The following is a 23178-nucleotide window of genomic DNA, read 5'->3' as shown; positions in this document are numbered from 1 at the left end:
GGACCGGGGAGGCGGCGCGCGACCGCGACAGGGACGACCCGTGAGAGCCGCGCCTGACCAGGCGCAGAGGGGCACGCAGTGCAGGGGGAGGACGACGCTGAGCTGACCGCCGCCGTGCTCGCGGCACAGGACGGTGACGAGACCGCGTTCCGTCATGTGTACCGCTCCGTGCACCCGCGGCTGCTCGGCTACGTACGCACGCTCGTCGGCGATCTCGACGCCGAGGACGTGGCGTCCGAGGCGTGGCTCCAGATAGCCCGCGACCTGGACCGGTTCAGCGGGGACGCGGACCGGTTCCGCGGCTGGGCCGCGCGCATCGCCCGCAACCGGGCCCTGGACCACATACGCATGCGCGGCCGCCGCCCCGCCATCGGCGGCGACGAGACGGAGCTGACCGGCAGGCCCGCCGACGCGGACACCGCGGGCGAGGCCATGGAGTCCCTCGCCACGGACGCCGCGCTCGCGCTGATAGCCCAGCTCCCGCAGGACCAGGCGGAGGCCGTGGTGCTGCGGGTCGTCGTGGGGCTCGACGCGAAGAGCGCCGCCGAGACCCTGGGCAAGCGCCCCGGAGCCGTCCGTACCGCCGCGCACCGCGGGCTCAAGCGGCTCGCCGAGCTGATGGGCGCCGACGACGCCGCGCGGCGGCGCGGTCTGGGCGCCGTGCCCCCGCAGCCCGACCCGCACGACCGCGCGGCGCCGTCGACCCCGTCGTGTGTGACGCATTCGCGTACGCGGACGCAGAAGGACATGTGATGGCCGACGAGCAGGACAAGTGGCTGGACCGTGACGTGGCGGAGCGTTTGCTGCGCGGCGAGCGGCCCGACGACACCGGCCATCACGAGAGCGAACAGCTCGGCCGCCTGGCCGACGTGCTCGGCGCGCTGTCCGCGGCGAAGCCCGCGAAGACCGGCGCGGACGGTGAACTTCCGGGCGAGGACGCGGCGTTGGCGGCGTTCCGCGCGGCGCGCGGCGGGCGGACGTGGGCGTCCGCCGGGGCTGCCGAGTCCAGCGGGGGCGCTTCGGGGGCGGCGGTGGCTGCCGGGGCGGCTGGGTCTTCCGGGCCTTCCGGGTCTGCCGGGTCTGCCGGGGCCGCTGGTGCGAGTGGTACTCGTGGTACTCGTGGTACGAGTGATGCGGGCGGGGCGCTCGGTGTGGCCGGAGGGCGCGCCGTCGGCACCGCGGACGGTGGTGTCGGCGACGGCGGTGACCCGCCCGTGCGCCTGGGCGCCGGTGGCGCCGTCACGCGCCCCTTGCGCTGGGGGCGCCCCGTGCGCTTCGGCGTGGCGGCGGCGCTGGCCGCCTGCATGGCGGGCGGTGTCGCGGCGGCCGGGGCCGGGGTGATCCCGTCGCCGTTCGAGTCGGGCGAGCGCGGGCCCGCGACCAGCGCGTCCCCCGCCCCGTCGCCGACGAAGCCGCTGCGCTCGCCGTCGGCGGACGTTCCCGCGCCGCCGGACGACGTCCCGGACGACGCCAGCTCCTCGCCCGACGACGACCCGTCCCGCTCCCCGGAGACCAGCGCGCCCCCGACGGACGAGGACCGCGCGGGCGCCAACGGCGAGGGCACGGGCCGCGCCCCCGACGACCGGCCCGACGCGGGCGAGGACGGCGGCGGCGACGGCGATGGCAAGGGCGGCGTGAAGAAGTGGTACAAGCGCGCCGCCGACGACTGCCGCGCCTACCGCAACGGTGAGCTGAACGACGCCAGACGCCGGGGCCTGGAGCGGCTCGCCCGTGGCAGCGAACGCCTGACCGCGTTCTGCGACCGGATCCTCGGCGGTGGCGGCAAGCACGACGGCGACCCCGGCGGGGGCAACGGCAACGGCGGTGGCAACGGCGGCGGCCGCCCCGGCGGCGGCGACGAGGACGACGACTCCGGAGGCGGCGGCCACCACGGCCCCGGGAACGGTCACGGCAACGGCCCCGGCCATGGCCCTGGCAAGGGCCCCGGAAACGGCCACGGCGGTGGCGGCGGCCACGGCCGCGTCCCACCGGTCACCCTGCCCCACCACCCGGACCCGACCCCGACGTACTCGGCACTCCCGGTCCTCTGAGCCCAGGCGACGACGGCCCGCCGCGCCCGGCGGGCGGTGGCACGGCCGTCACGGCGGCCGCCGGTCGCGCTCCGGTGCGGGCCCGGCGCCCCCTTCCGTGCGGGGGTGTGGGGCTGAGGGTTTGCTGATCCGGGCGGCGGCCCCACGGTGTGCGGGGCGCGGGTGGTGCTGCCCCGCCGGATGCCGGTTGCCAGTCGCCTTGCTCCGTGTCCGGCGCTCGTCCCGCTGTACGGGGCTCAGCCCGCCCTGCGGCACCGGGCTCGGCCCTCACCGAGGGCCCGGCACCCCTGCCCGTGCGGGGGTGTGGCGCTGGGGGTCTGCTGATCCGGGCGGCGGCCCCACGGCATGCGGGGCGCGGGTGGTGCTGCCCCGCCGGTCGCCGGATGCCGGTCGCCAGTCGCCTCGCTCCGCGTCCGGCGCTCGTCCCGCCGTACGGGGCTCAGCCCGCCCTGCGACTCGACGGCTGACAGTTCCCTTGCCTGACGGGCGGCGGCCCCACGACGTGCGCGGCGCTGGCAGCCCTCCCCGCCGGATGCCGGATGCCGATTGCCGGTCGCCTCGCTCCGCCTCCGGCGCTCGCCCCGCCGTACAGGGCCCAGCCCTCGCCAGTACCGGGCTCGGCCCCCAATGAGGCCCGGCACCCCTCCCGCGCGGGGCGCCCAGCGCCCCCAAGCGGCGGCCCGGCCAGCCCCGGCAGTGGGCCCCCGGCCAGCCCCGGCCGCCCCCCACCCGAGTGTGATCCAGACCGCACCACCCAGGTGTGACGTTTTCCGGAGTGACGGCGCAGTAAGGAGTGAGCCGACTGGTCATCGGCCCACGCACGAGCCGGGGTTCCCCCGTACCTACGGCTCCGTGCCATTGGCGCGGGCGGGATTCGTTCCCCGATCCCGCCCGCGCCCTCAATCCGGCAGCGCGGCAGCCCGGCACCTAGGGGGCCCGGCCCCGTCACCGATAGATGACCACCCGATCCCCGTCCTTCACCTGCTTGAACAGCCGCGCGATCCCCGCCTTGTCCCGCACGTTCACGCACCCGTGCGACGCCCCGGCGTACCCGCGCGCCGCGAAGTCGGACGAGTAGTGGACGGCCTGGCCGCCGCTGAAGAACATCGCGTACGGCATCGGCGTGTCGTACAGCGTCGACACGTGGTGGCGGGACTTCCAGAACACGCGGAACTCGCCCTCGCGCGTCGGCGTGTACTCCGAGCCGAAGCGCACGTCGACCGTCGTGACCGCCTTGCCGTCGATCATCCACGTCAGCGTGCGGCTCTTCTTGCTGATGCACATGACGCGCCCGGTCAGGCACCGCCGGTCGGGCTTCGCGGGCGGCATGCCGCCGTCCGGGTACAGCTCGTACCGCGTCGGGCGGCGCGTCATCCGCACCAGCGCGTCCCACGTACGGGTGTCGGTCGCGCCGGTCTGCCGCAGGCCCCGCTTGCCCTGGAAGCCCGCGACCGCCGCCGTCGTCGCCGGTCCGTACAACCCCGTCGGCGCCTGGTGGAACCAGGCCAACTGCCGCAGCCGCGCCTGGAGTTCGCGCACCTTCGCGCCCCGCTCGCCCCGCGCCATGAGCACCGGGCCCGGCGGGGGAGGGAGCGGCGGCGTCGCCCGGGGCCTAGTGGGCGTCGGCGTCGGCGAGGGCGGCAGCTCGGCCCGCGACACCGGGGACTTGATCCTCGGCTTGGGCGAGCGGGTGTACGTCGGCTCCGGGGCGTCCGGCGCCGAGCGGGCGCGCGGGGCCCGCTCGGCCCTGGACACCGGGCCGCCCCGGTCGTCCGCGCTGGCCCTGCCGTCCCGGCCGCCCCGGCCGTCCCCGCCGTCCCGGCCGGACGAGTCGATGGCCCCCGCCGTGCACCCGCACGCCAGGGCGAGGGCGACCACCGCGCCCGCCGCCGCGCGCGCCGTGGCTGCCGTGCCCCTGCTCATGGCATCCCCCACGTCATCCCACTGTCACCAACACTGTCGAACGCTGTCGCTCGGCTGTCACTTCACTGGACAACTCCCTCTGAAGTCTTGCCCATTGGGCTGCGGATGGGAACCGGGCCCCGACCGGGCCTCAGTGGTGCCAGGCCCGGCCGCCCACGTTGTGGATCATCCGCTGGAGCACCTTGAGGGCGCGGACGTACTCCTCGTCGTCGATGCCCTCGTGGATCTCGTCCCGCGTCCGGCCCTGCTGCTCGGCGACCTTCCGCTGGAGCGCGGCGCCCTCGGCGGTGATGTGGATCCTGCCGTCGCCGTCCTGCGTGAGCAGCCCGCGCGCGATCAGTACGTCGGTGTTGTGCTCGATGCCGCTCGCGCCGAACTCCAGGTAGCCGCGCAGGACGTCCACGACCTCCGCGCGGTCGCGCCCGCCGTCGTGGCCGATGACCTGGTTGAGGACCCACCACTGCGGCTGGGTGAGCCCGTGCTCGGCGAGCATGGTGCGGATGTGGTGGACGACGGCCTGGCCCGCCGCCGAACTCCAGTAGCCGATGGGCTGGTTGACCAGTTCGGCGTCGCTGTGGGAGGGGGTGAAGGGGGTCTTGGCGGCCTCGATGGTGCTCGTGTCGTTCGTCATGCCCCCGAACGTAGAACCTCAAGTTTGGTCGAGGTCAAGAAGTCCCCGAGGCCGTCCGCGTCCCGGCCCGCCCAGCCCACGTAGCCGTCCGGCCGGATGAGGAAGACTCCCGGGCCGTAGGCGTCCAGGGCGTCGGCACGTCGTACACCTCGTATCCGCACCAACTCGCTCTCTCTGTACGGGAGTTCCGATGCCCCCTGGCCGACGGCGAGGAGGGTGAAGTGCGGCCCCCGGAGCGCGTCGAAGAGGCGCCCGGCGTCCAGGGGCCCGTCCGGGGCGCGGTCGCCCGCGCGCACGCCGTCCCCGGCGGTCCGGTCGGTCCGGGTGTCCCGGGTCAGGGAGGAGTCCCGGTAGGCGAGCCCGAGCTGGCGCGTCGCCGCGCCCCGGCGGGCCTCGCCGCGGTGGATGCGGGTGGACAGGTCCAGCATGCCCGCGGCGATGGGGCGCCGCTCCTCCTCGTACGTGTCGAGCAGTGACGGGCTCGCGCCGTGGCGTACGACGAGGCCGAGCTTCCAGCCCAGGTTGTACGCGTCCTGGACGCTGGTGTTGAGGCCCTGGCCGCCCGCGGGCGAGTGCACGTGCGCCGCGTCGCCCGCGAGGAACACCCGGCCCGCACGGAAGCGGTCCGCGAGGGCGGCGCGCGGCCGGAAGTCGGAGGCCCAGCGCACCTCGGTGACGTCCTCGGCGGCCAGGTGGGTGCGGGCGGCGACGGCCTTGCGGACGCCGTCGGGGGAGGTGTCGGGCGCGCCGCCGTCCGTGAACTGGGCGGTGAGCTGGAAGTCCGGCGTGCCGGGCAGCGGACAGATCGCCGTGAAGCCCACGCCGTCGGACGGCGGGAAGATGTGCCAGTTGTCCCGGTCGAGCGCGGCGCCGCGGACGCGGATGTCGGCGACGAGCACCGGGTGCGGGTCGACGGTCTCGCCGGTCATGCCGATGCCCAGGGCGCGCCGCACGGTGGAGCGCCCGCCGTCGGCGGCGACGGCGTACGCGGCCCGGACGGCCCCGCCGCCCGCGAGCCGCACGGTGACGCCGTCGGCGTCCTGCTCGACGCCCACGGCCTCCGTGCCGAAGGCGACCGCGCCGCCGAGTGCGACCAGCCGCTCGTACAGGATCTCCTGCGTACGCCACTGGGGCACCAGCCACGGCCCGGCGTACGGCGCGGAGTCCGTCGGCGCCGGTTCGTCGAACATGCGGTGCTCGCCCTGCCGGACGCCGTCCGCCCACACCATCCCGACGGGCGGGGGCCCGCCCGCGGCCCGGATCTCGTCGCTCACGCCGAGGTCGTCGAAGACCTCCAGCGTGCGCGGCTGCACCCCCTTGCCGCGCGAGCCCGGGAACAGGCGCGGGGCCCGCTCCAGGACCAGGGCGCGCACGCCCCGGCGTGCGAGATCGCAGCCGAGCGTGAGCCCGGCGGGCCCGCTCCCCACGATGACGACATCCGTTTCCTTAACGTCGTTAAGTTCCATGTCCGCGAGCGTGCACTTAACGTCGTTAAGCTGTCAAGCCCGAACGCTGTTAAGTTGTGGGGGTGGCTAAGGACGCGACCGACGGTGTGACCAAGGGCGGCGGCAAGGGGCGCGGGAACCGGCTCGACCGCGCCCGCGTGGCGGCCGTCGCCCTGGACCTCCTGAACGAGACCGGCCTCGACGGCCTGACCCTGCGCGCGATCGCCCAGCGCCTGGACGTCAAGGCCCCGGCCCTGTACTGGCACTTCAAGGACAAGCAGGCGCTGCTGGACGAGATGGCGACGGAGATGCTGCGCCGCATGGCGGCGGACCTGGAGGGCGCCCCCGACGCCGACTGGGCCACCGCCCTCACCGACGCGATGCGCGGCCTGCGCCGCCACCTGCTCCGCTACCGCGACGGCGCCAAGGTCTACAGCGGCACCCACTTCACCGACACGTCGTACGCCGCCCCGATGGAGGCCCAGCTCCACCGCCTCACCCGCGCGGGCTTCACCCCGGCCGCCGCGGCCCGCGCCTGGCTCACCGCGTACAGCTACACCATCGGCTACGTCATCGAGGAACAGGCCACGGCCCCCGACCCGACGCACGCCCCCGACGGCTACGACCTCGCCGCGCGCGCCGAACGCCTCCGGGACTATCCCCTGGCGGTGGCGGCGGGGAGGAACTGTTCCGGGGCTACGAGGAGGGCTTCGAGACGGGGCTGGCGGCGGTGGTGGCGGGCATCGGGGCGACGCTGCGGCCCGCCTGAACGGCTCCTCGCGAGGCGCCCGTTACTCGCGGGGCGCCTGTCACTCGCGGGGCGCGTTCAGCTCGGCCCAGACCTGCTTGCCGGGCCCGTTCCGCGCGCCCGCGCCCCACCGTTCCGCCAGCGCCGCGACCAGCGGCAGCCCCCGGCCGCCCTCCGCGCACGGATCGCAGGCGGCGCGCACGACCGGCAACTCGCTCGCCGCGTCGTGCACTTCGATCCGTACGGTGCCGCCTTCCAGGCGCCGGAAGCGGGTCTCGACCTCCCGGCCGGGGGTGCCGTGCGCGTGCCGCACGGCGTTGGTCAGCAGCTCGGACAGCACGACGAGCGCCGCGTCCTCGATGCCGACGGCACCCCAGTCGGCCAGGCGCTTCCGCAGCTCCTGGCGGGCCCTGCTCACGGAGCGTGGATGCCGTGGCCACCGCAGAATCACTTCTTCGCCGTCCGTCGTCACCTGAGAACTCCCTCGTCGCCCCGCGTACCGGCGTTTACCCGACGAGCGTCCCAGCGTGACGCTACGCTCACCAAGAGTTACGGTTTTCAGCGGCCCGACGCGAAAACGGGGGCAACGATGCCCGCACCGAAGAAACTTGACCCGACGACGTCCCTGGCGGCGCTCTACGGCACCAAGCTCCGCCGACTCCGCCAGCGCGCGGGGTGGACCCAGCGGCAACTGGGCGCGCAGGTGCCCATCGCCCACAGCCGCATCGCCCAGTACGAGCTGGGCAACGAGATCCCGACCAAGGATGTCTCGGACATCCTCGACCGACTCCTAGGCGCCAACGGCGAGTTGAGCGAGCTGTGGTGGCATGTGCAGCGGGAGGCGATTCCGGATTGGGCGCGGAAGTATGTGGAGTTGGAGGCGAGGGCGAACGTCATCCGGAAGTATCAGGCGCACACCGTTCCGGGGCTGCTCCAGACCAACGCGTACGCATGGGCTCTGTTGGCCTTGGCGCACGGTGGTGATGAGCTGGAGAAGTTGGTGTCGGCCCGGCTAGTACGCCAAAAGCTCCTGACCAAGCCCAGTCCTCCTGTGCTCTGGGTCATCCTGGATGAGGCGGTGCTGCGGCGCCCAGTGGGCGGAGCCACTGTCATGCGGGGTCAGCTTGCTCATTTGCTCCGCACTGTGGAGGAGTTCGGCCGTGTGACGGTTCAGGTGCTGCCCTTCGAGCAGGGAGAACACCTGCTCATGGGTGGTTCAGCGACTGTACTGTCGTTTCCCCGGCGGCCGGATGTGGCGTACTTGGAAGGCCCTCAGTCGGGAGAGCTTGTCGAACGAGGGGACTCGGTCACAGAGTATGCCTTGGCGTTCGAACACTTGGTGGCCCGGGCGCTGCGGCCGGAAGAGTCGGTCGACCTGATCCGTTCCGTGATGGAGGGGCTTCACCGTGACGCGCATGTCCCAACTCGACCTCAGCGGCGCCGTCTGGCGCAGGTCCAGCTACAGCAACCAGGCGGGTGGCGACTGCGTAGAGGTCGCTGACGGCTTCCCGGGCGTGCTGCCCGTACGGGACAGCAAGCGCCCGGAGGGTGCGGTGGTCCTCGTCTCTACGAAGGCGTGGACCGCTTTCGTAGACGGCCTACGAGGCACGTCGTGACGCGCGCGCCCCACCCTGCCGCGTGGCGCAGGTCCAGCTACAGCAACGCGCAGGGCGGCGAGTGCGTAGAAGTCGCTGAAGGGGCCCGGGGGTGCTTGCCGTGCGGGACAGCAAGCACCGGGAGGGGCCGAGCGTGGTCTTCTCGGCGGGTGCGTGGGTGGGTTTCGTCGAAGGGGTGCGAGGCCCGTGGCGCCGGTCCAGTTACAGCAATACGCAGGGCGGCGAGTGCGTCGAGGTCGCCGACCGGCTTCCTGGCGTGCTGTCCGTGCGGGACAGCAAGCGCCCGAGGGGTGCGGTGGTTCTCGTCTCAGCGAAGGCATGGACCGCTTTCCTGGACGGCATGCGAGGTGCGTCGTGACGCGAGTGTCCCGCCCTGACGTGTGGCGCAGGTCCAGTTACAGCAACCAGGCGGGTGGCGAGTGCGTGGAGGTCGCCGACAGCGTCCCGGGGGTGCTTGCCGTACGCGATAGCAAGTACCGGGAGGGGCCGAGCGTGGTCTTCTCGGCGGGTGCGTGGGCGGGTTTCGTCGACGGGATGCGAGGCCCGTGGCGTCGGTCTAGTCACAGCAATACGCAGGGCGGCGACTGCGTGGAGGTCGCTGACCGGCTTCCTGGCGTGCTGTCCGTGCGGGACAGCAAGCGCCCGGAGGGTGCAGTGGCGATTGTCTCGGCGAGGGCGTGGGCCGCTTTCGTTGAGGGCCTACGGGGCGCGTCGTGACGCGAGTGTCCCGCCCTGACGTGTGGCGCAGGTCCAGCTACAGCAACGCGCAGGGCGGCGAGTGCGTAGAAGTCGCTGAAGGGGCCCCGGGGGTGCTTGCCGTACGCGACAGCAAGTACCGGGAGGGGCCGAGCGTGGTCTTCTCGGCGGGTGCGTGGACGGGTTTCGTCGACGGGATGCGAGGCCCGTGGCGTCGGTCCAGTTACAGCAACGCGCAAGGCGGCGACTGCGTGGAGGTCGCTGGCGGCTTCGTGGGGGTGCTCGCTGTCCGGGACAGCAAGCACCCCGAGGGGCCGAAAGCGGCCGTTTCGGTGGAGCGTGGGCGGCCTTCGTCGGTCAGGTGGTGTCGTTGACCCAGCCGACGTCCAGGTAGGTCGTGCGGGACGTCGGCCCTTTGAGGGGCGTGCTCCGGTCCTCCAGGACGCGCCCGTTCTTCGGGTCGATCACACAGGAGAAGGAGCGCCTGGACGGGTGGGGTTCGACGAAGGTGATGCCGGTGCCGGGGCGGCCCCTGCTGTCCTCGGTAGCGCCCGTCAGGGTCGCCCCGGGAATGCGGGCGAGTACCTTGTAGAGCGCGGACCGCAGGTGCGGGTTCCCGGGAGAGTGCTCCAGGAGTTCCACGGCCTGGCGGAACCGCAGCCTGGGATCCCGGGGGAGCCGCTTGGACAACTCCGGTGCTATGGAGAGCTTTTCGAGTTCCGCTGGGCTGAACCGCGACGCCCCTACTGACCAGCGGCTGATGCCCAGACTGTAGAGCTTGCCGTCGGGCTTCCGCTCCAGGCCCTCGCCGCCGATGCTGGTGTACCACGTCCTCGTGAACACCTTGTTGCCCTCAGCCGTTTCGTACCGGACCCTCCAGTACTTGGTGGGCCTCCGCAGCGGCTGCTGCGCGGAGATATCCGCCATCTTGTTCAGGAACGGGGCCGCCGAAGGCTGGGACGCGGGCGTCGTGCCGTCCACCCTCAGCACCGGATACGACGCCGCCCCCGCGGCGACCGCCGCCACCGCCGCCGCCGCGATCAGCACCCGGCGGCGGGAGTGCCGCGCGGCCGGTGGGGGCGCCCCGTGGCCGAGGACGATCAGGGGGGCCTCCGGCGCGGCGGGCGGTGCGGTGGCCGTCGGGGCCGGGGGGAGCGCCAGCCGCCTGCGTACCGCCGCGATCGCGTGGGGCGGCGGTGGGGGCACCGCGCCCGCCGCGATCAGTTCGTCGGCGCCGGGGAAGTCAAGGAGGTCGTCGCGTTCGGTGCGCTCGGTCATGTGCGGTCTCCCGTCATGTCGCACGCGGCACCGGCGCGCATGCGGTTGCGGGCGCGGTGCAGGCGGGTGCGGGCCGTCGCGGCGGGGATGCCGACCACGGCCGCCGCCTCGCTGGGTGTGAGCTGCTCCCAGGCGACGAGGAGCAGTAACTCCCGTTCCATCGGGGGGAGTTCCCGGAGCCGTTCTCTGAGTCTGGGCGCCAGCGCGGCGGCTACCAGGCGGTCGTCGACGGCCTCCCACGGGTCGTCGCTCCCGGCAGGACGGGGCACGCGGGGCCCGCCGGAGGCGAGACCGCGCCAGTGCGCCGCCAGCACGTTCCTGGCCACGCCGAACAGCCAGGCCCGTACGGAGCCGCGCGCGGGATCGAAGCCGCGCCGGGCGGCGTACGCCCGCAGCCACAGCTCCGCGTGCAGGTCGTCGGCGGCCTGGGGCGCGCGGCGGGCGAAGTAGCCGTGCAGGTCCGCCGAGTGCCGTTCGACGAGCGACGCGAAGACGGCCGGGTCCCGTACCGCGTGCCGCTCCTCGTCGTCCGGGTCCTTGGCCACGGAGCCCCCCTCTCAGGGACCGCCCGTCGGCGGCCCTCACCCCGTACTTGTCACCGGGGCGCCACAGCGTTCGCGGGGCGTGCCCCCAGGGCGCCGCCGTCGCGCCCGCTTCCCCCGGCCCCCACGGCCGCCCCCCTCTCCGCGCCCGCGTGTTCGCCCAGCACGCCCCGGCGTTCGCGGCAAGGCGCGGACCAGGCCACTTTTCGACGGGCCGCCCCCGCAGGACCCGAGGGTCCGGCGCCCGCGCCCCTCGGCCATTTCAGGGGGAGCGGGCGTTCGCGGGCACGGACTTCCGCCGTGAGTTCATCGGCGTACGGCGCTGAGTTCACCGTGAATTCAGGCAGCGAACGGCCGGGAGGCGACGGTCCGGCCACCCGGTGCGTTGAGCTGGCCGGAGTCCGCCTGTCAGCATCAGGCCGCCGCCGAGCGGGCCGCCGCCCCGCACCGCCGCGCCGCCCGCCACCCCGCCGCCCGCCACCAGAGCGCGCGGCAGCGCCGCCGAGCGCCGCACCACCCCGTACCGGAAACCCGCCCGAGAGAGCACAGGTGCGCCCGTGAGCCATCGACCACCGAGACTGTCCGTCGTCGTGCCCTGCTTCCACGTCGAGGCGTACGTCCCGGACACCGTGACCAGCCTCGTCCACAACGCCCGGGACGACATCGAGTTCGTCTTCGTCGAGGACCGGTCGACGAGGGACCGGACGTACGAGGCGCTCCTGGCGCTCACCCGGCGGCTGCCGAACAGCCGGGTGATCCGCCACGAGCACAACAGCGGCCTCGCCACCGCCCGCAACACCGGCATCGACGCCGCCGAGGGCCGCTACCTCACCTTCCTCGACGGCGACGACTGGCTCGCCCCCGGCTACCTCACCGCCCTCGTCGACTGCGCCGAGCACTTCGACGCCGACTTCGTCCGCACCGACCACGTCCAGGCCGACGGCACCGCCCGCACCCTCCACCGCGCCCCCGAAGGCCGCCGGAACACCCTGCTCGACCCGCGCTCCTCCATCCTCCCCGTCGACGCCACGACCATGGTCGACTACCCCTACGCCTGGGCGGGCGTCTACCACCGGCGGCTGCTCGACCGGGGCCTGCTGCGCTTCCACGACGGCCTGCGCACCGCCGAGGACCGTCCCTGGATCTGGGCGCTGCACCGGAAGGCGGACTCCTACGTCGTCTCCAGCCTGCGCGGCGTCTTCTACCGCCGGGGCCTCGCCGCCTCCCTGACCCGCATCGGCGACGACCGCCAGCTGGACTTCTTCCGCGCCTTCACCCTCGTCCTCACCGAACTCGCCGACGACCCCCGGGCGGACGCGCTGCGCCGCAAGGCCCTGCGCGCCTACTGCGTGGTCATGGCCCACCACCTCCTCGACCGCGACCGCTTCGACCGGGCCGTCTACGCCGAGCTGCGCAGCAGGAGCGCCACCGCCCTCGCGCGGATGACGGACGCGGAACTCGACGACGCGCTCGTGGGCATGGGCGAGAAGCGCGTCCACACCCTGCGGCGCGTCCGCGGCGGCATGAAGGACATCGCGACGTGATCCAGCTCTTCTTCGCGGCCACGCAGTACGCCGCCGCCACCGTCACCGCCGCCATCCGGGCGGGCCTCTTCGGGCCGCGCGCCGCCCACCGGCGCGTCCTCGTCGTCAGCAACGTCGCCCCCGTACCGGAGGTCACCACCCCCTGGGACCGCACGGCGGGCTTCGAGGAACTGCGCACCGAGTTCGACGCCGTCCACTCGTGGAACGCGTGCGTCGCGCCCTACCACCCCGCGGGCTGGTCCCCGCGCGCCCAGGACGTCCCTCTGTGGGAGAAGGCCCTGCGCCTGCGCTGGGACCTGGGCGACGCCCCGGTGGAGATCGCCTGCGAGTCGATCCAGGCCAACCCCTCCCGGGCCGCGGCGGAGATCTTCGCGGACAGCCCCCTGCACGTCTACGCCGACGGCCTGATGAGCTACGGCCCCACCCGCAACCGCGTCCCGCAGGGCGTCAACAGCCGCATCGTCCGCGTCCTGCACCTCGACCTCGTCCCCGGCCTGCGCCCCCTGCTGCTGTCCGAGTACGGCGTCGAGCCCCAGGTCATCCCCGACGAGGCCGTCATCGACGTACTCGCCCGGATCGGCGCGGACGGCGCCCGGGCCCTCGACGACGCCCTGCCCGCCACCGGGCGCCCCACGGCGGTCCTCCTCGGCCAGTACCTCTCCGCCCTCGACCTGATCAGCCCGGACGAGGAGGCGGACCTGTACGTGCGCATGGTGGGGGCCGCCGTTCGGGCCGGGCACCGCAGCGTGCTGTTCAAGCCCCACCCCAGTGCTCCCGCCGGGTACGACACGTCCCTTGAGGCCGCCGCTCAGGCGCTCGGCGTGCAGCTGACCGTCCTGCGCGAACCCGTGCTCGCCGAGACCGTCTTCGCCCGCCTGCGCCTGGCGCTGGTCATCGGCTGCTTCTCCACGGCCCTGCTGACCGCCGCCGCCTTCTACGGCATCCCCGTCGCCCGCGTCGGCACGGACCTGCTGCTCGAACGCGTCACGCCGTACGAGAACAGCAACCGCGTCCCGCTCACCCTCGTCGACGCGGCCCTGCCCGACGCCGAGCACGACCCGGTCGGCACCCCGCTGGACCTGGCCGCGCTCGCGCCACGACTGGGCCCGCTGCTGACCGCCGTCGGGTACTGCATGCAGTCCCGCAAGCACCACGCGCTGCGGGCCGAGGTGGCCGCCTGGCTCGACGGCCACCTCGCCGACCACGCGCGGTACTTCAAGAAGCGCCGCCTGACCAGCCTGCGGCTGCCCGGGGGCAGCCCCGTGCGCGCGGAGGCGCTGCGGCGCAACCCGGTGGTGCGGCGCGTCGTGCGCCGGATCCGCTCGGCGCGGACGTCCTGACCGCCGCCCGCGCCTACGACCGCCCCTTCCGCACAGCCCTCCGCACCACCGGCGGCAGCAGGTCCGCCGCCAGGCGGCGGGCCCGGGTGCGGGAGGGCTGGGGTGGGAGGGACGGCAGGGCGGGGGCGGGCGGGCGGTAGTGGCGGGAGCGGGGGAAGGGCGGCGGGGTGAGGCCCTTCTTGGACTTGAGGCGGATGATGCGGTGGCCCGCGGCCTCCTGGACGCTCAGGTGGCAGTCGTCCCGGCCGCGCACCATCGCCAGCAGGTCCTCCTGTACGGGCTCGGGGTCGGCCCACGTCCCGTACAGCTTCTGCGTGCTCAGGCAGATCGGCCTCAGGCCGCGGTTGAGGACGGCCTCCCAGGCCGCGATGGACACGCCGGGCGTGTGCTCGGAGCGGAAGTCGTCGAGGACGACGACGCCCTCCGGCTTCAGCGTGTCGCGCGCCGCGCCGATGTCGCCGCGCACGTGCTCGTACAGGTGCGAGGCGTCGACGTGCACGAACCGGCAGGAGCGCGGCGCCACCTCGTCGGGCACGACGGAGCTGGGGGCGCGCAGCACGCGCGGCAGCTCGTCGTGGAACGAGAGGTAGTTGCGCTCGAAGGCGCGCTTGGTCAGCGTCGGGTACGACTTCGCCGACTCCGCCTTGTTGGCGCCGTCCGGGGCCTCGTCCTCGAACAGGTCGCACACCGTGTAGTCCTCGCCGTCCTGGCGGTGGTGGCCGAGGAAAATCGCACTCTTGCCCATGTACACGCCGATCTCCAGGAGATCGCCGCGCATGCCCCGGGATTCCTGTCTGGACAGGAACCAGTCGAACAGCATCTGGTCGAGGTGCGGGAACCAGCCGGGTACGTCGCCGAGTTCCCGCGGAAGCGTGGAAGTGTCGTGCGCAGCAGGCATGAGGGAATATCGCTCTCGTGTCGCGGACGCAATTCCTCCGGGACGCTAGGGGCTCATTCCAGGAGTGGTCAAGGCGGGCGACGCAATGCCGGTTTCGGCCAAAGAGGCACGGCCGGGGGATGAATTCCCGGTAAAGGGGGGCGGGGTGCGGGGTGAAAGTCAGACAACCCCGCACCCCGCACCCCGCGTGCCGCTCGCGTGCGCCGGGACGTCAGCCCAGCGCCGCCCGCTTGATCGACCGCGCCCGCCGCGCCACCTTCCGCACGGCCGCGTTGCGCGGGATGAAGGCCAGCTGCACCGGAACGCCGCCCGGCAGCGCCAGCGACGTCAGCCGCCGCTTCTTGAAGTACCGCCATGTGCGGTCGTTCAGATGGGCCGTCAGATAGCGCTCCGCCGCCGGGCGCAGGCTCGGGTAGATCTTCGGCTGCATGGCGAAGCCCACGGCCCGCACCAGGGAGCCGAGCGCCTGCGGGTCGGGGCGCGGGCCCTGCCGCTCGACGGCGGCCCGGTCGGTGACGTCGGGCAGGAGCGCGTCGACGAGGGTGACCGGAACGCGGTTGCTGTTCTCGTACGGCTTCAGGCGCTCAAGGAGCAGCTCCGTGCCGGTGCGGGCCACCGGAAGGTCGTAGAACGCGGACGCGGTGAGCAGCGCCGTCGAGAAGCAGCCGACGACGAGCGCGGGCCGCATCCGCTGGTAGAGGACCTCCGCGAGCACCGGCGTGTCCAGGACGGTCAGCTCCACGCCGAGCCGCTCGGCCTCCGCCTCCAGCTGCCGCGACCAGCGCGCCGGGGCCGTCGGGTGCGGCTTGAACACCACGCGGGTGTGGCCGAGCGCGGCGGCCGAGCGCAGCATGCGGCTGTGCAGGTCCTCCTCCTCCTCGGCGGTGAGGATGTTCAGCGCGGACAGGTACTGGCCGAGGAGCAGGGCGGGCCCGGTGATCTGCGGCAGCGCGTCGAGGGTGCCCGACTCGGCCTCGCCGTCGGCGAGTTCGCCGAGCACCTTCAGGAAGGTCTCGGTGGGGACGACCTCCGGCTCCACGCCGAACTCGGTGAGCAGCATCGGCTTCAGGCCCGGCACCAGGTCCAGGTGGAGCAGGCGGCGCACCCGCGTGCCGACCAGCGGGTCCAGCTTGCTGCGGGTGGGGCCGTAGCTCATCAGGCCGTCGGCGTAGACGGTGACGGGGGCGCCCTGGAAGATCCGGGTGACGGCGAGGGCCGGGTTGACCTGGATCGACTCCACGGCCAGCTCGACGTTGTCGTCACCGAGGTGCCAGGCCAGGCGCAGATAGCGCTCCCACAGCGGCAGGTCGTCACCGCGCGGGGACCAGCCGCCGGGGTGGAAGGGCGAGATGGCCTCGTTCCACGACAGCACGTCGTCGAAGCGGCCGCGCAGCTTGTCGAAGCCGGGCATCGTGTCGACGGACGGGGTGGTCTCGGGCGTCGCCGCGTTGTTGGCGACCAGCAGCACGCGCCGGTCGGCGGGGGCGAAGCGGTCGGCGTCCAGGGCGGCGGCGAGGGTGGCGACGCCGTACAGCGTGGACGCGAAGAAGATCTGGGTGGTGCGGCGGCGCGCGTCCGGGCGCGCGGCGGCGAGGGCGGCGGCGTGCGGGTCGCGCACCGGGGCTCCGGCGGGGGTCACGGTGACTCCGGTGGGGGTGATTCGGGTGGTGGGGGACACGGGTGTGTCGGGGGTTTCGGGGGTGTCAGCTGTGCCGGGTGTGGCGGGGGTGTCTGCGGGGGCGGGGGCGCCGGACGCGTCAGGGGCGCTGGCGGACGCGTCAGGGGCGCCGGAGCTGCCGGAGGCCCCGGAGCTGCCGGTGACCCCCGAGCCGCTGGAGGCGCCGGAGGCGTCCGCGGGGGCGCTCACGCGGCCACCTCCCCGGGGTCGACCGCCCGCCGCCGCAGTCGGCGCAGGCGCGTGGCCCGCTGGACGTCCATGGAGTCGAGGGCCTCGTCGAGGACGCCCTGCGGCATCCGCTTCAGCGCGGCGGCGCTCAGCGTCTTCAGCTTCTTCGCCACGGCGGGCTCGAAGCGCTCGATGGACCCCAGGTGGTGGGAGATGATCGCGCAGTACGTCCGCACGGCCTTCGGCAGCAGCCGGGCCGCCTCGCGGTCCTCGGCCGTCTCCCGCACCACTTGGTCGAACGCCTTGATGAAGTCCAGCTGCCGCACGTCACCGATCTGCGTCAGCGAGGAGGCGACGCCGCGCCGGTAGAACACGCCGAGCAGGCTCACCACGGCGAAGGTCTCCGCCTCCCGGTGCAGCTTCCAGATCCACGGCCGGTCCTCGGCGGTGCGCAGCCCGTGCGTGAAGTGCAGCAGGCCCTGGTCGAGCAGGCGCCGGTGGTAGACGCCCGCCCACGCGAAGGCGTAGTCGACGGACGTGGAGCGGTCCGCGGGCAGTATCACGTCGCGCGGGTTGAGGACCGTGCCGCGCAGGCCGACCGGCACCCGGTGCACGCCGCGCGCCCGCGCCGTGCACTGCACGTGGTCGGTGCGCAGGAAGTCGCAGCCCAACTCCTCGATGGCGCCGACCAGTTGCTCGTAGTACCCCGGAGCGAGCCAGTCGTCCCCGTCGAGGAAGGTGATGTACTCGCCGCGGGCCGCGTCCAGGCCGGTGTTGCGGGCGGTGGCCAGGCCCCCGTTCTGCTCGTGTCTGAGATGCACGGCGCCCGGGAGTTCGCGCGCGGCGCGCTCCAGGATGTCGGGCGTCCCGTCCGCCGAGCAGTCGTCGACGAGAATGAATTCGAAGTCTCTCCGCGCGTTCGCACGCAGGGACTTCAAGGTGTCGGGCGCGTATTGCTGCACGTTGTAGAACGGCACGATGACGGAGAGCTTAACCACGTGCGAGACGTTAGGTGTCGGCCCGGCATTCGTCTTGACCCAGGGTGGGATGTCAGGTGAACGAAGCGTGGCGGGATGGTTAACCGCCACCCGTCCGCGTTCGGCTTCACCCGTTCGCGTCACCGATTCGCCATTCGTCGGCTCGCTGTTAACCGTTTGTTGCATCTGAGTTGGGCCATCAATCGAAATCGGTTCCTAGCGTCTTCGACGTGCCAGTAAGCAACAAGACGACGCGAGTCGCCGTGCTCGCCGACTCCGACACCCGGTGGAAGTGGGGCGCGCTCACCGCGAGCCGCCTCGCGGGTGCCGCCCCCGGGGCCAGTGAGGCCGGAGAGGCCAGTGAGGCCGGGGAGGCCGAGGAGTTCAGCCTCGACGGATATCTCCTGCGCGGCCGCGCCACCCCCACCCCCCGCCAGCTCCAGGAAGTCGGCGTCCGCGCGGACAGCCTGCGCGAGGTCACCGCCATCGAGTTCCTCAGCGAGCTGCGCGACCGGGCCGGGGAGTACGACATCCTCGTACTCGCCCTCGTCGGCGGCGGCGTCCAGGCCGTCCTGCACGGCCTCGCCCGCGTCTGGGAGGGCGCCCGGCAGCGCCCCGTCGTGGTCACCGGCTACGTCGGAGTGGTCTACGAGAAGCTGGCCGACGGCCTGCTGCTTCGGCACGGCGCGGACGTGGTCCTCGCCAACTCCCGCCAGGACGCGGAGCGCTTCCGCGCGGTGTACGAGGGCGTGGGCGCCGACGCCACGAGTGTCGTGGAGGCCGCCCTGCCGTTCCTCGGCGGCGAGCCGTACGCGCCCCGCGACCCGTACACCGTCGTCTTCGCCGCCCAGCCCTCCGTGCCGGAGAAGCGCGCCGACCGCGTCTACCTGCTCGAACGCCTCATCCGGCACGCGCGCCGCCACCCCGACCGCGAGGTGCTGCTCAAGCTGCGCAGCAAGCCCGGCGAGCACACCACGCACATCGAGGAACTCCCGTACCAGAAGCTGGTCAAGGGCATGGACACGCCCGCCAACTTCCGCCTCGTCTACGGGCACATGGGCGAGGTCCTGGACCGCACCGACCTGCTGGTCACGGTCAGCTCCACCGCCGCGCTCGAAGCGCTGCACCGGCGCGTCCCGACGGCCGTCCTCACCGACTTCGGCATCCGCGAGGCCCACGGCAACCACCACTTCATCGGCTCCGGCTGCCTCGCCTCCTGGGACCAGCTCGACGAGGGCCACACCCCGAAGCCGGACCCCGAGTGGGTCGCCCGGCAGGGGGTCGCCGCCGACGGCACGTACGCCACCGCCTTCGACGAGGCGCGCGAGCGCGTCACCGAGCTGACCGGGCGCGCCCGCGCGGAGGGACTGCCGCCGCTCGCGCCCTACTACACCCGCACCACCGCGCCCGGCTACCTGCCCGGTATCCTCGCCCGCCACCACCTCGGCCCCGACGGCGCCCCGCTGCCCGGCGCCCCCGCCGCCGACCGCGACCCGGGCCCGGTCCGCCAGGCCGTCCGCAGCGCGGCCCGCGGCGCCTACCGCCACGGGGTGCAGCGCGTGGCGCCGGTGATCCGGCGGATGGGGGAGCTGTGACGGCGCCGTACGAGTCCGAGGGCCAGGGCGCCGTGATCCCGCCGCGGGGTGCCGGGCGCCCCGCCCGGTCAAGCCCCCGTCCGGCACCCCCGGACCAGGCACCCCCGAGTCCGGCACCCCCGAAGGAGCCGCCATGAGCAACCCCCACCAGCAGGGCGCCCGCCGCGTCCTCGCCGTCATCCCCGCGCGCGGCGGATCCAAGGGGGTGCCCGCGAAGAACCTCGCGCCGGTCGGGGGCGTCCCGCTGGTGGCCCGCGCGGTCCGCGCCTGCACCGCGGCGGCGCTGGTCACCGACGTCGTGGTCTCCACCGACGACACGGTGATCGCCGAGACGGCCCGCGCCGCGGGCGCCGAGGTGGTGCTGCGCCCGGCCGCGATCGCCGGGGACACCGCCACCAGCGAGGCCGCGGTGCTGCACGCCATGGACGCGCACGAGGCGCTGCACGGCGCGCCGGTCGACGTGGTCCTGCTCGTGCAGTGCACCAGCCCCTTCATCACCCGCGAGGACGTCGACGGCATCGTCGAGGCGATCGTCACCGGCGGCGCCGACACCGCGCACACGGTGGCCCCCTTCCACGGCTTCGTCTGGCGCGACGCGGGCGACGAGCCGCCCGCCATCGACGCCGAGCGCGCCGCCGTGGAGGGCGGCGCGACCGCGGTCGTCACCGAGACCACCACGTCCGGCGGCTACGGCGTCAACCACGACAAGTCCTTCCGCCCGCGCCGCCAGGACCGCCCCCAGGACCTCCTGGAGACCGGCGCCGTCTACGGCATGGACGCGGCGGGCTTCCGCGCCCACAAGCACCGCTTCTTCGGCCACACCGAACTCGTGCGGACCGACCCGGCGCGGGTCCTGGAGATCGACGACCCGCACGACCTGGCCCGCGCCCGCGCCCTCGCGCCGCTCTTCGACGCGGACCGCGCGGTCGCCGAGGCGGCCCTTCCGACCCGCGACGACATCGACGCGGTCGTACTCGACTTCGACGGCACCCAGACCGACGACAGGGTGCTGATCGATTCCGACGGACGGGAGTTCGTCACCGTGCACCGCGGTGACGGCCTCGGCATCGCGGCCCTGCGCAGGTCGGGCCTGTCGATGCTGATCCTGTCCACGGAACAGAACCCGGTCGTCGCCGCCCGGGCCCGGAAGCTCAAGATCCCGGTCCTGCACGGCATCGACCGCAAAGACCTCGCACTGAAGCAGTGGTGCGAGGAGCAGGGCATCGCTCCCGAGCGCGTGCTCTACGTCGGCAACGACGTCAATGACCTCCCGTGCTTCGGCCTCGTCGGCTGGCCCGTGGCGGTCGCGAGCGCCCACGACGTCGTACGCGGCGCCGCACGCGCGGTCACCACCGTCCCCGGTGGCGACGGCGCGATCCGAGAGATCGCCGCCTGGATCCTCGGCCCCTCCCTCAACAGTTAAGGACAGTTCCTGCCATGAGCAACACGGCCGCCAACAACCGCCTGCGCACCCTCGGTTCCAAGACCGCAGGACCTGGCCAGCCCGTCTACGTCACCGGCGAGATCGGCATCAACCACAACGGCGACCTGGAGAACGCCTTCGCGCTCATCGACGTGGCCGCCGACGCGGGCTGCGACGCGGTGAAGTTCCAGAAGCGCACGCCGGAGATCTGCACGCCGCGCGACCAGTGGGACATCGAGCGCGACACCCCCTGGGGCCGGATGACGTACATCGACTACCGCCACCGCGTGGAGTTCGGCGAGGACGAGTACCGCCAGATCGACGAGCACTGCAAGAAGCGCGGCATCGACTGGTTCGCCTCCCCGTGGGACACCGAGGCGGTCGCCTTCCTGGAGAAGTTCGACGTCCCCGCGCACAAGGTCGCCAGCGCGTCCCTCACCGACGACGAACTCCTGCGCGCCCTGCGCGCCACGGGCCGCACGATCATCCTCTCCACCGGCATGTCGACGCCGAAGCAGATCCGCCACGCCGTCGAGGTCCTCGGCTCGGACAACATCCTGCTGTGCCACGCCACGTCGACGTACCCGGCGAAGGCCGAGGAGCTGAACCTCCGCGTCATCAACACCCTCCAGGCCGAGTACCCGAACGTCCCGATCGGCTACTCCGGCCACGAGACGGGCCTCCAGACCACGCTGGCCGCCGTCGCCCTCGGCGCCACCTTCGTCGAGCGCCACATCACCCTCGACCGCGCCATGTGGGGCTCCGACCAGGCCGCCTCCGTCGAGCCGCAGGGCCTGACGCGCCTCGTCCGCGACATCCGCACCATCGAGGCGTCGCTCGGCGACGGCGTGAAGAAGGTGTACGAGTCCGAGCTGGGCCCGATGAAGAAGCTGCGCCGCGTGGCGGGCGTCGTCGCCGAGGCGGAGTCCGCCGAGCGCGAGACGGTCGCTGTCTGAGCCGCCGTCCCAGGGGCCTTCGCCCCACGCGGGCGGGCGCGTACCGATCACTCACGCCACCGGTACGCGCCCGCCGGTCCCCGGCGCCTCCCGGGGCGCGCGGGTGCCGCTCCCGCGCCCGCGTCCCCGGGCGGCCTCTCCACACTCCCCGCATCGCACGCCACCCCACCCCCCTCACCCGCCCCGCCCGCACGGGAGGACCCATGTCAGCACGGAGCGCGCGCCGCGCCGCCGCGAAGGCACCGCACGGCACGCTCGCGTTCGTGGAGTCGCCGGTGCAGTTGCTCAACGTCCTGGAGTGGGCGTACGCGACGGGGGCGGCGGGCGGAGCCGAGACGGCGCTGCCGCCCGGTGACCTGACCCTGGTGGTCCTGTCGCCCACCGACCCCATGACCCGGGGCCAGCTGCGCCGCATGTCCGAGCTGGCCCGCGCGGAGGGCTACCAGGTCCGCTGGGAGGAGGCCCGCGGCGGCACCACGGCGCCCTTCCACACGGTGGGCGGCCTCGCCGCGCCGCTGCGCAGGGCCGCCCGGATCGTGATCGGCGACCCCTTCTCCCGCTACGTACAGCTCCTGCTCACCATCACGCGCGCCCGCGACCTGGTCGTCGTCGACGACGGCACGGCCACGATGGAGTTCGTGTCGCAGCTGGCGCGCGGGGAGCGCCTGACGCGCTGGCACCGCAGGGGCGGCCGCCCGAGCGCGCGGGACATGGTCTTCATGCCGGTGTCGTCGTCGGCCCGCCGCCGCCTCACGCCGAGCCCCAAGGGCCGCCGCCGGGTGGAGGTCTTCTCCTCCATGCCCATCGAGTCGGCGCCGGACGGCGTCCGCGTCACGACCAACGCCTTCGCCTGGACCAGGGCCCGCTTCGGCCCGCCGCGCATCACCAAGGGCGCGGACCTGGTCGGCACGTCGCTGGTGGAGACGGGCGTGGTGGACCTGGACCGCTATGTGGAGGCGGTGGCCGCCCTCGCCCGCACGCACGGCGCCGCGCGCTACTTCGCACACCGCCGCGAGAGCGCGGAGAAGCTCCACCGCCTGGCGGTCGACACGGGCCTCCAGGTGGTCCGCCCCGACCTCCCCCTGGAACTCATCGCCCGCCGCGGCCCCATCGGCCGCACCATCCTCAGCTTCCCCTCCACGGTCGTCCACACCCTCCCCCTGGCCCTCGCGGGCACGGAGGTCCGCGTCGCGGTCATGGACATCGACCCCACGTGGCTCACGGACACGGCGTCCCCCGGGCACAGGGCTTCCTGTCGGGGGTGACGGGCACGGCGAGAGACGTCCACCGGTTGGCGACGGTGGCCCATGGCTCGGAGTCGGCGTCGGCGGTACCCGCGTAGCACGCGGTGCCGACGGAGATCGACGAGGCCCTGACGGCCGGGCCCGTTTGGCAAAATCTTCGGGGAGCTGTGCGTGACGTGACGAGCCACGCCGGGCGGACGCCTGGCTGGTTCTCTGCACCCCAGCCGAGATCCTTTGCTTCTGCTTATGGATTGATCCTCTTGTGCCGTCGCTGATGAGCCCGTGTGTGGCGAGCCCAAAGCGCTCTGCCGCCTCCTGGGTGTCACGGGTTCCCGCCCAGTTGGCCGGTATTTACAGCGGGCTTCCTCCCTTGCTTACGCGCTGTGAGTCGGCGCTCAGCGCAACCCGTGCGCCCCCGTTGACGC

At 73.6% G+C, this 23178-nt stretch carries 21 protein-coding genes and 3 pseudogenes; 15 read left to right on the top strand and 9 right to left on the bottom strand.

The genetic code is table 11. The features are described from left to right. Positions 1 to 78 precede the first annotated feature (78 nt). Entirely contained in the window at positions 79 to 753 is a 675-nt protein-coding gene (locus tag ACOBQU_RS14770; RefSeq protein WP_423627307.1) for an RNA polymerase sigma factor, read from the top strand. Then, a complete protein-coding gene (locus ACOBQU_RS14765; protein ID WP_423627305.1) occupies positions 753 to 2051 on the top strand; it encodes a hypothetical protein in 1299 nt (432 codons plus the stop codon). Before ACOBQU_RS14770 ends, ACOBQU_RS14765 begins: the two co-directional genes overlap by 1 nt. Positions 2052 to 2996: 945 nt before the next feature. Here the strand turns inward: ACOBQU_RS14765 and ACOBQU_RS14760 are convergent. The 3 genes from ACOBQU_RS14760 to ACOBQU_RS14750 form a co-directional block, all read right to left on the bottom strand. Beyond that, on the bottom strand, positions 2997 to 3974 hold the full coding sequence (locus tag ACOBQU_RS14760) for a L,D-transpeptidase family protein (RefSeq protein WP_423627303.1): 978 nt from the start codon (positions 3972 to 3974) through the stop codon (positions 2997 to 2999). Positions 3975 to 4104: 130 nt separating this feature from the next. Continuing rightward, entirely contained in the window at positions 4105 to 4605 is a 501-nt protein-coding gene (locus ACOBQU_RS14755) for a MarR family winged helix-turn-helix transcriptional regulator (RefSeq protein ID WP_423627301.1), read from the bottom strand. Then, positions 4602 to 6071: an FAD-dependent monooxygenase gene (locus ACOBQU_RS14750; protein ID WP_423627299.1), complete on the bottom strand. Its 1470-nt coding sequence runs from the start codon at positions 6069 to 6071 to the stop codon at positions 4602 to 4604. Before ACOBQU_RS14750 ends, ACOBQU_RS14755 begins: the two co-directional genes overlap by 4 nt. A 56-nt stretch (positions 6072 to 6127) precedes the next feature. Between ACOBQU_RS14750 and ACOBQU_RS14745 the strand changes: the two are divergent. After that, positions 6128 to 6673 (top strand): annotated as a pseudogene (locus ACOBQU_RS14745) (TetR/AcrR family transcriptional regulator C-terminal domain-containing protein); the annotation flags it as partial. Positions 6674 to 6859: 186 nt separating this feature from the next. Here ACOBQU_RS14745 and ACOBQU_RS14740 read toward each other — a convergent pair. After that, complete coding sequence (locus ACOBQU_RS14740; protein WP_423634490.1) at positions 6860 to 7216, bottom strand: ATP-binding protein; 357 nt, start codon at positions 7214 to 7216, stop codon at positions 6860 to 6862. 9 nt (positions 7217 to 7225) lie between these two features. On the opposite strand from ACOBQU_RS14740, the gene ACOBQU_RS14735 reads away from it, so the two are divergent. The 6 genes and pseudogenes from ACOBQU_RS14735 (at position 7226) to ACOBQU_RS14710 (ending at position 9484) form a co-directional block, all read left to right on the top strand. After that, the gene (locus ACOBQU_RS14735) at positions 7226 to 8299 is read left to right on the top strand and encodes a helix-turn-helix domain-containing protein (protein WP_423634488.1); all 1074 of its coding nucleotides are present in this window, start codon (positions 7226 to 7228) and stop codon (positions 8297 to 8299) included. After that, the gene (locus ACOBQU_RS14730; RefSeq protein WP_423627298.1) at positions 8214 to 8414 is read left to right on the top strand and encodes a DUF397 domain-containing protein; all 201 of its coding nucleotides are present in this window, start codon (positions 8214 to 8216) and stop codon (positions 8412 to 8414) included. Before ACOBQU_RS14735 ends, ACOBQU_RS14730 begins: the two co-directional genes overlap by 86 nt. Continuing rightward, positions 8375 to 8467: pseudogene (locus ACOBQU_RS14725) on the top strand (hypothetical protein); the annotation flags it as partial. The gene ACOBQU_RS14730 and the pseudogene ACOBQU_RS14725, both read left to right, overlap by 40 nt. Positions 8468 to 8505: 38 nt before the next feature. Continuing rightward, a complete protein-coding gene (locus tag ACOBQU_RS14720) occupies positions 8506 to 8772 on the top strand; it encodes a DUF397 domain-containing protein (protein WP_423627296.1) in 267 nt (88 codons plus the stop codon). After that, positions 8733 to 9131 carry a DUF397 domain-containing protein gene (locus tag ACOBQU_RS14715; RefSeq protein ID WP_423627294.1) on the top strand — a complete coding sequence of 133 codons (399 nt, stop codon included), beginning with the start codon at positions 8733 to 8735 and terminating at the stop codon, positions 9129 to 9131. Before ACOBQU_RS14720 ends, ACOBQU_RS14715 begins: the two co-directional genes overlap by 40 nt. After that, positions 9128 to 9484 (top strand): DUF397 domain-containing protein, encoded by a 357-nt coding sequence (locus tag ACOBQU_RS14710; protein ID WP_423627292.1) that lies wholly within the window; start codon positions 9128 to 9130, stop codon positions 9482 to 9484. Before ACOBQU_RS14715 ends, ACOBQU_RS14710 begins: the two co-directional genes overlap by 4 nt. Here ACOBQU_RS14710 and ACOBQU_RS14705 read toward each other — a convergent pair. Then, entirely contained in the window at positions 9468 to 10388 is a 921-nt protein-coding gene (locus ACOBQU_RS14705; protein ID WP_423627290.1) for a hypothetical protein, read from the bottom strand. The two genes, ACOBQU_RS14710 and ACOBQU_RS14705, sit on opposite strands and share 17 nt — an antisense overlap. After that, positions 10385 to 10933 (bottom strand): RNA polymerase sigma factor, encoded by a 549-nt coding sequence (locus tag ACOBQU_RS14700; protein ID WP_423627289.1) that lies wholly within the window; start codon positions 10931 to 10933, stop codon positions 10385 to 10387. The genes ACOBQU_RS14705 and ACOBQU_RS14700 overlap by 4 nt, the downstream gene beginning before the upstream one ends. A gap of 554 nt (positions 10934 to 11487) precedes the next feature. Between ACOBQU_RS14700 and ACOBQU_RS14695 the strand changes: the two genes are divergently transcribed. Both ACOBQU_RS14695 and ACOBQU_RS14690 read left to right on the top strand, forming a co-directional pair. Beyond that, positions 11488 to 12474, top strand: coding sequence for a glycosyltransferase family 2 protein (locus tag ACOBQU_RS14695; protein WP_423627287.1), 987 nt, complete (start codon positions 11488 to 11490; stop codon positions 12472 to 12474). Then, positions 12471 to 13814 (top strand): polysialyltransferase family glycosyltransferase, encoded by a 1344-nt coding sequence (locus tag ACOBQU_RS14690; protein WP_423627285.1) that lies wholly within the window; start codon positions 12471 to 12473, stop codon positions 13812 to 13814. The genes ACOBQU_RS14695 and ACOBQU_RS14690 overlap by 4 nt, the downstream gene beginning before the upstream one ends. Positions 13815 to 13827: 13 nt before the next feature. On the opposite strand, the gene ACOBQU_RS14685 is transcribed toward ACOBQU_RS14690, so the two are convergent. The 3 genes from ACOBQU_RS14685 to ACOBQU_RS14675 all read right to left on the bottom strand — a co-directional run bounded on the left by ACOBQU_RS14685 (position 13828) and on the right by ACOBQU_RS14675 (position 17556). Then, complete coding sequence (locus tag ACOBQU_RS14685) at positions 13828 to 14712, bottom strand: class I SAM-dependent methyltransferase (RefSeq protein ID WP_423627283.1); 885 nt, start codon at positions 14710 to 14712, stop codon at positions 13828 to 13830. A 211-nt stretch (positions 14713 to 14923) separates the two neighbouring features. Further along, positions 14924 to 16330, bottom strand: coding sequence for a polysialyltransferase family glycosyltransferase (locus ACOBQU_RS14680; protein ID WP_423634486.1), 1407 nt, complete (start codon positions 16328 to 16330; stop codon positions 14924 to 14926). A 245-nt stretch (positions 16331 to 16575) separates the two neighbouring features. Then, positions 16576 to 17556: a glycosyltransferase family 2 protein gene (locus ACOBQU_RS14675; protein ID WP_423627281.1), complete on the bottom strand. Its 981-nt coding sequence runs from the start codon at positions 17554 to 17556 to the stop codon at positions 16576 to 16578. Between the two features lie 209 nt (positions 17557 to 17765). On the opposite strand from ACOBQU_RS14675, the gene ACOBQU_RS14670 reads away from it, so the two are divergent. The 4 genes and pseudogenes from ACOBQU_RS14670 (at position 17766) to ACOBQU_RS14655 (ending at position 22851) form a co-directional block, all read left to right on the top strand. Continuing rightward, positions 17766 to 19130, top strand: a complete 1365-nt coding sequence (locus ACOBQU_RS14670) for a DUF6716 putative glycosyltransferase (RefSeq protein WP_423627279.1) — start codon at positions 17766 to 17768, stop codon at positions 19128 to 19130. A gap of 133 nt (positions 19131 to 19263) precedes the next feature. Continuing rightward, positions 19264 to 20553 (top strand): cytidylyltransferase domain-containing protein, encoded by a 1290-nt coding sequence (locus ACOBQU_RS14665; protein WP_423627277.1) that lies wholly within the window; start codon positions 19264 to 19266, stop codon positions 20551 to 20553. 14 nt (positions 20554 to 20567) lie between these two features. Continuing rightward, entirely contained in the window at positions 20568 to 21509 is a 942-nt protein-coding gene (locus ACOBQU_RS14660) for an N-acetylneuraminate synthase family protein (protein ID WP_423627275.1), read from the top strand. Between the two features lie 203 nt (positions 21510 to 21712). Further along, positions 21713 to 22851 (top strand): annotated as a pseudogene (locus ACOBQU_RS14655) (hypothetical protein). The last annotated feature ends 327 nt before the right edge of the window (positions 22852 to 23178 follow it).

This window comes from Streptomyces sp. G45 (genome assembly GCF_049542095.1).
In the GTDB taxonomy this organism is placed as follows: domain Bacteria; phylum Actinomycetota; class Actinomycetes; order Streptomycetales; family Streptomycetaceae; genus Streptomyces.
This window is presented reverse-complemented; position numbering and strand designations above follow the sequence as displayed.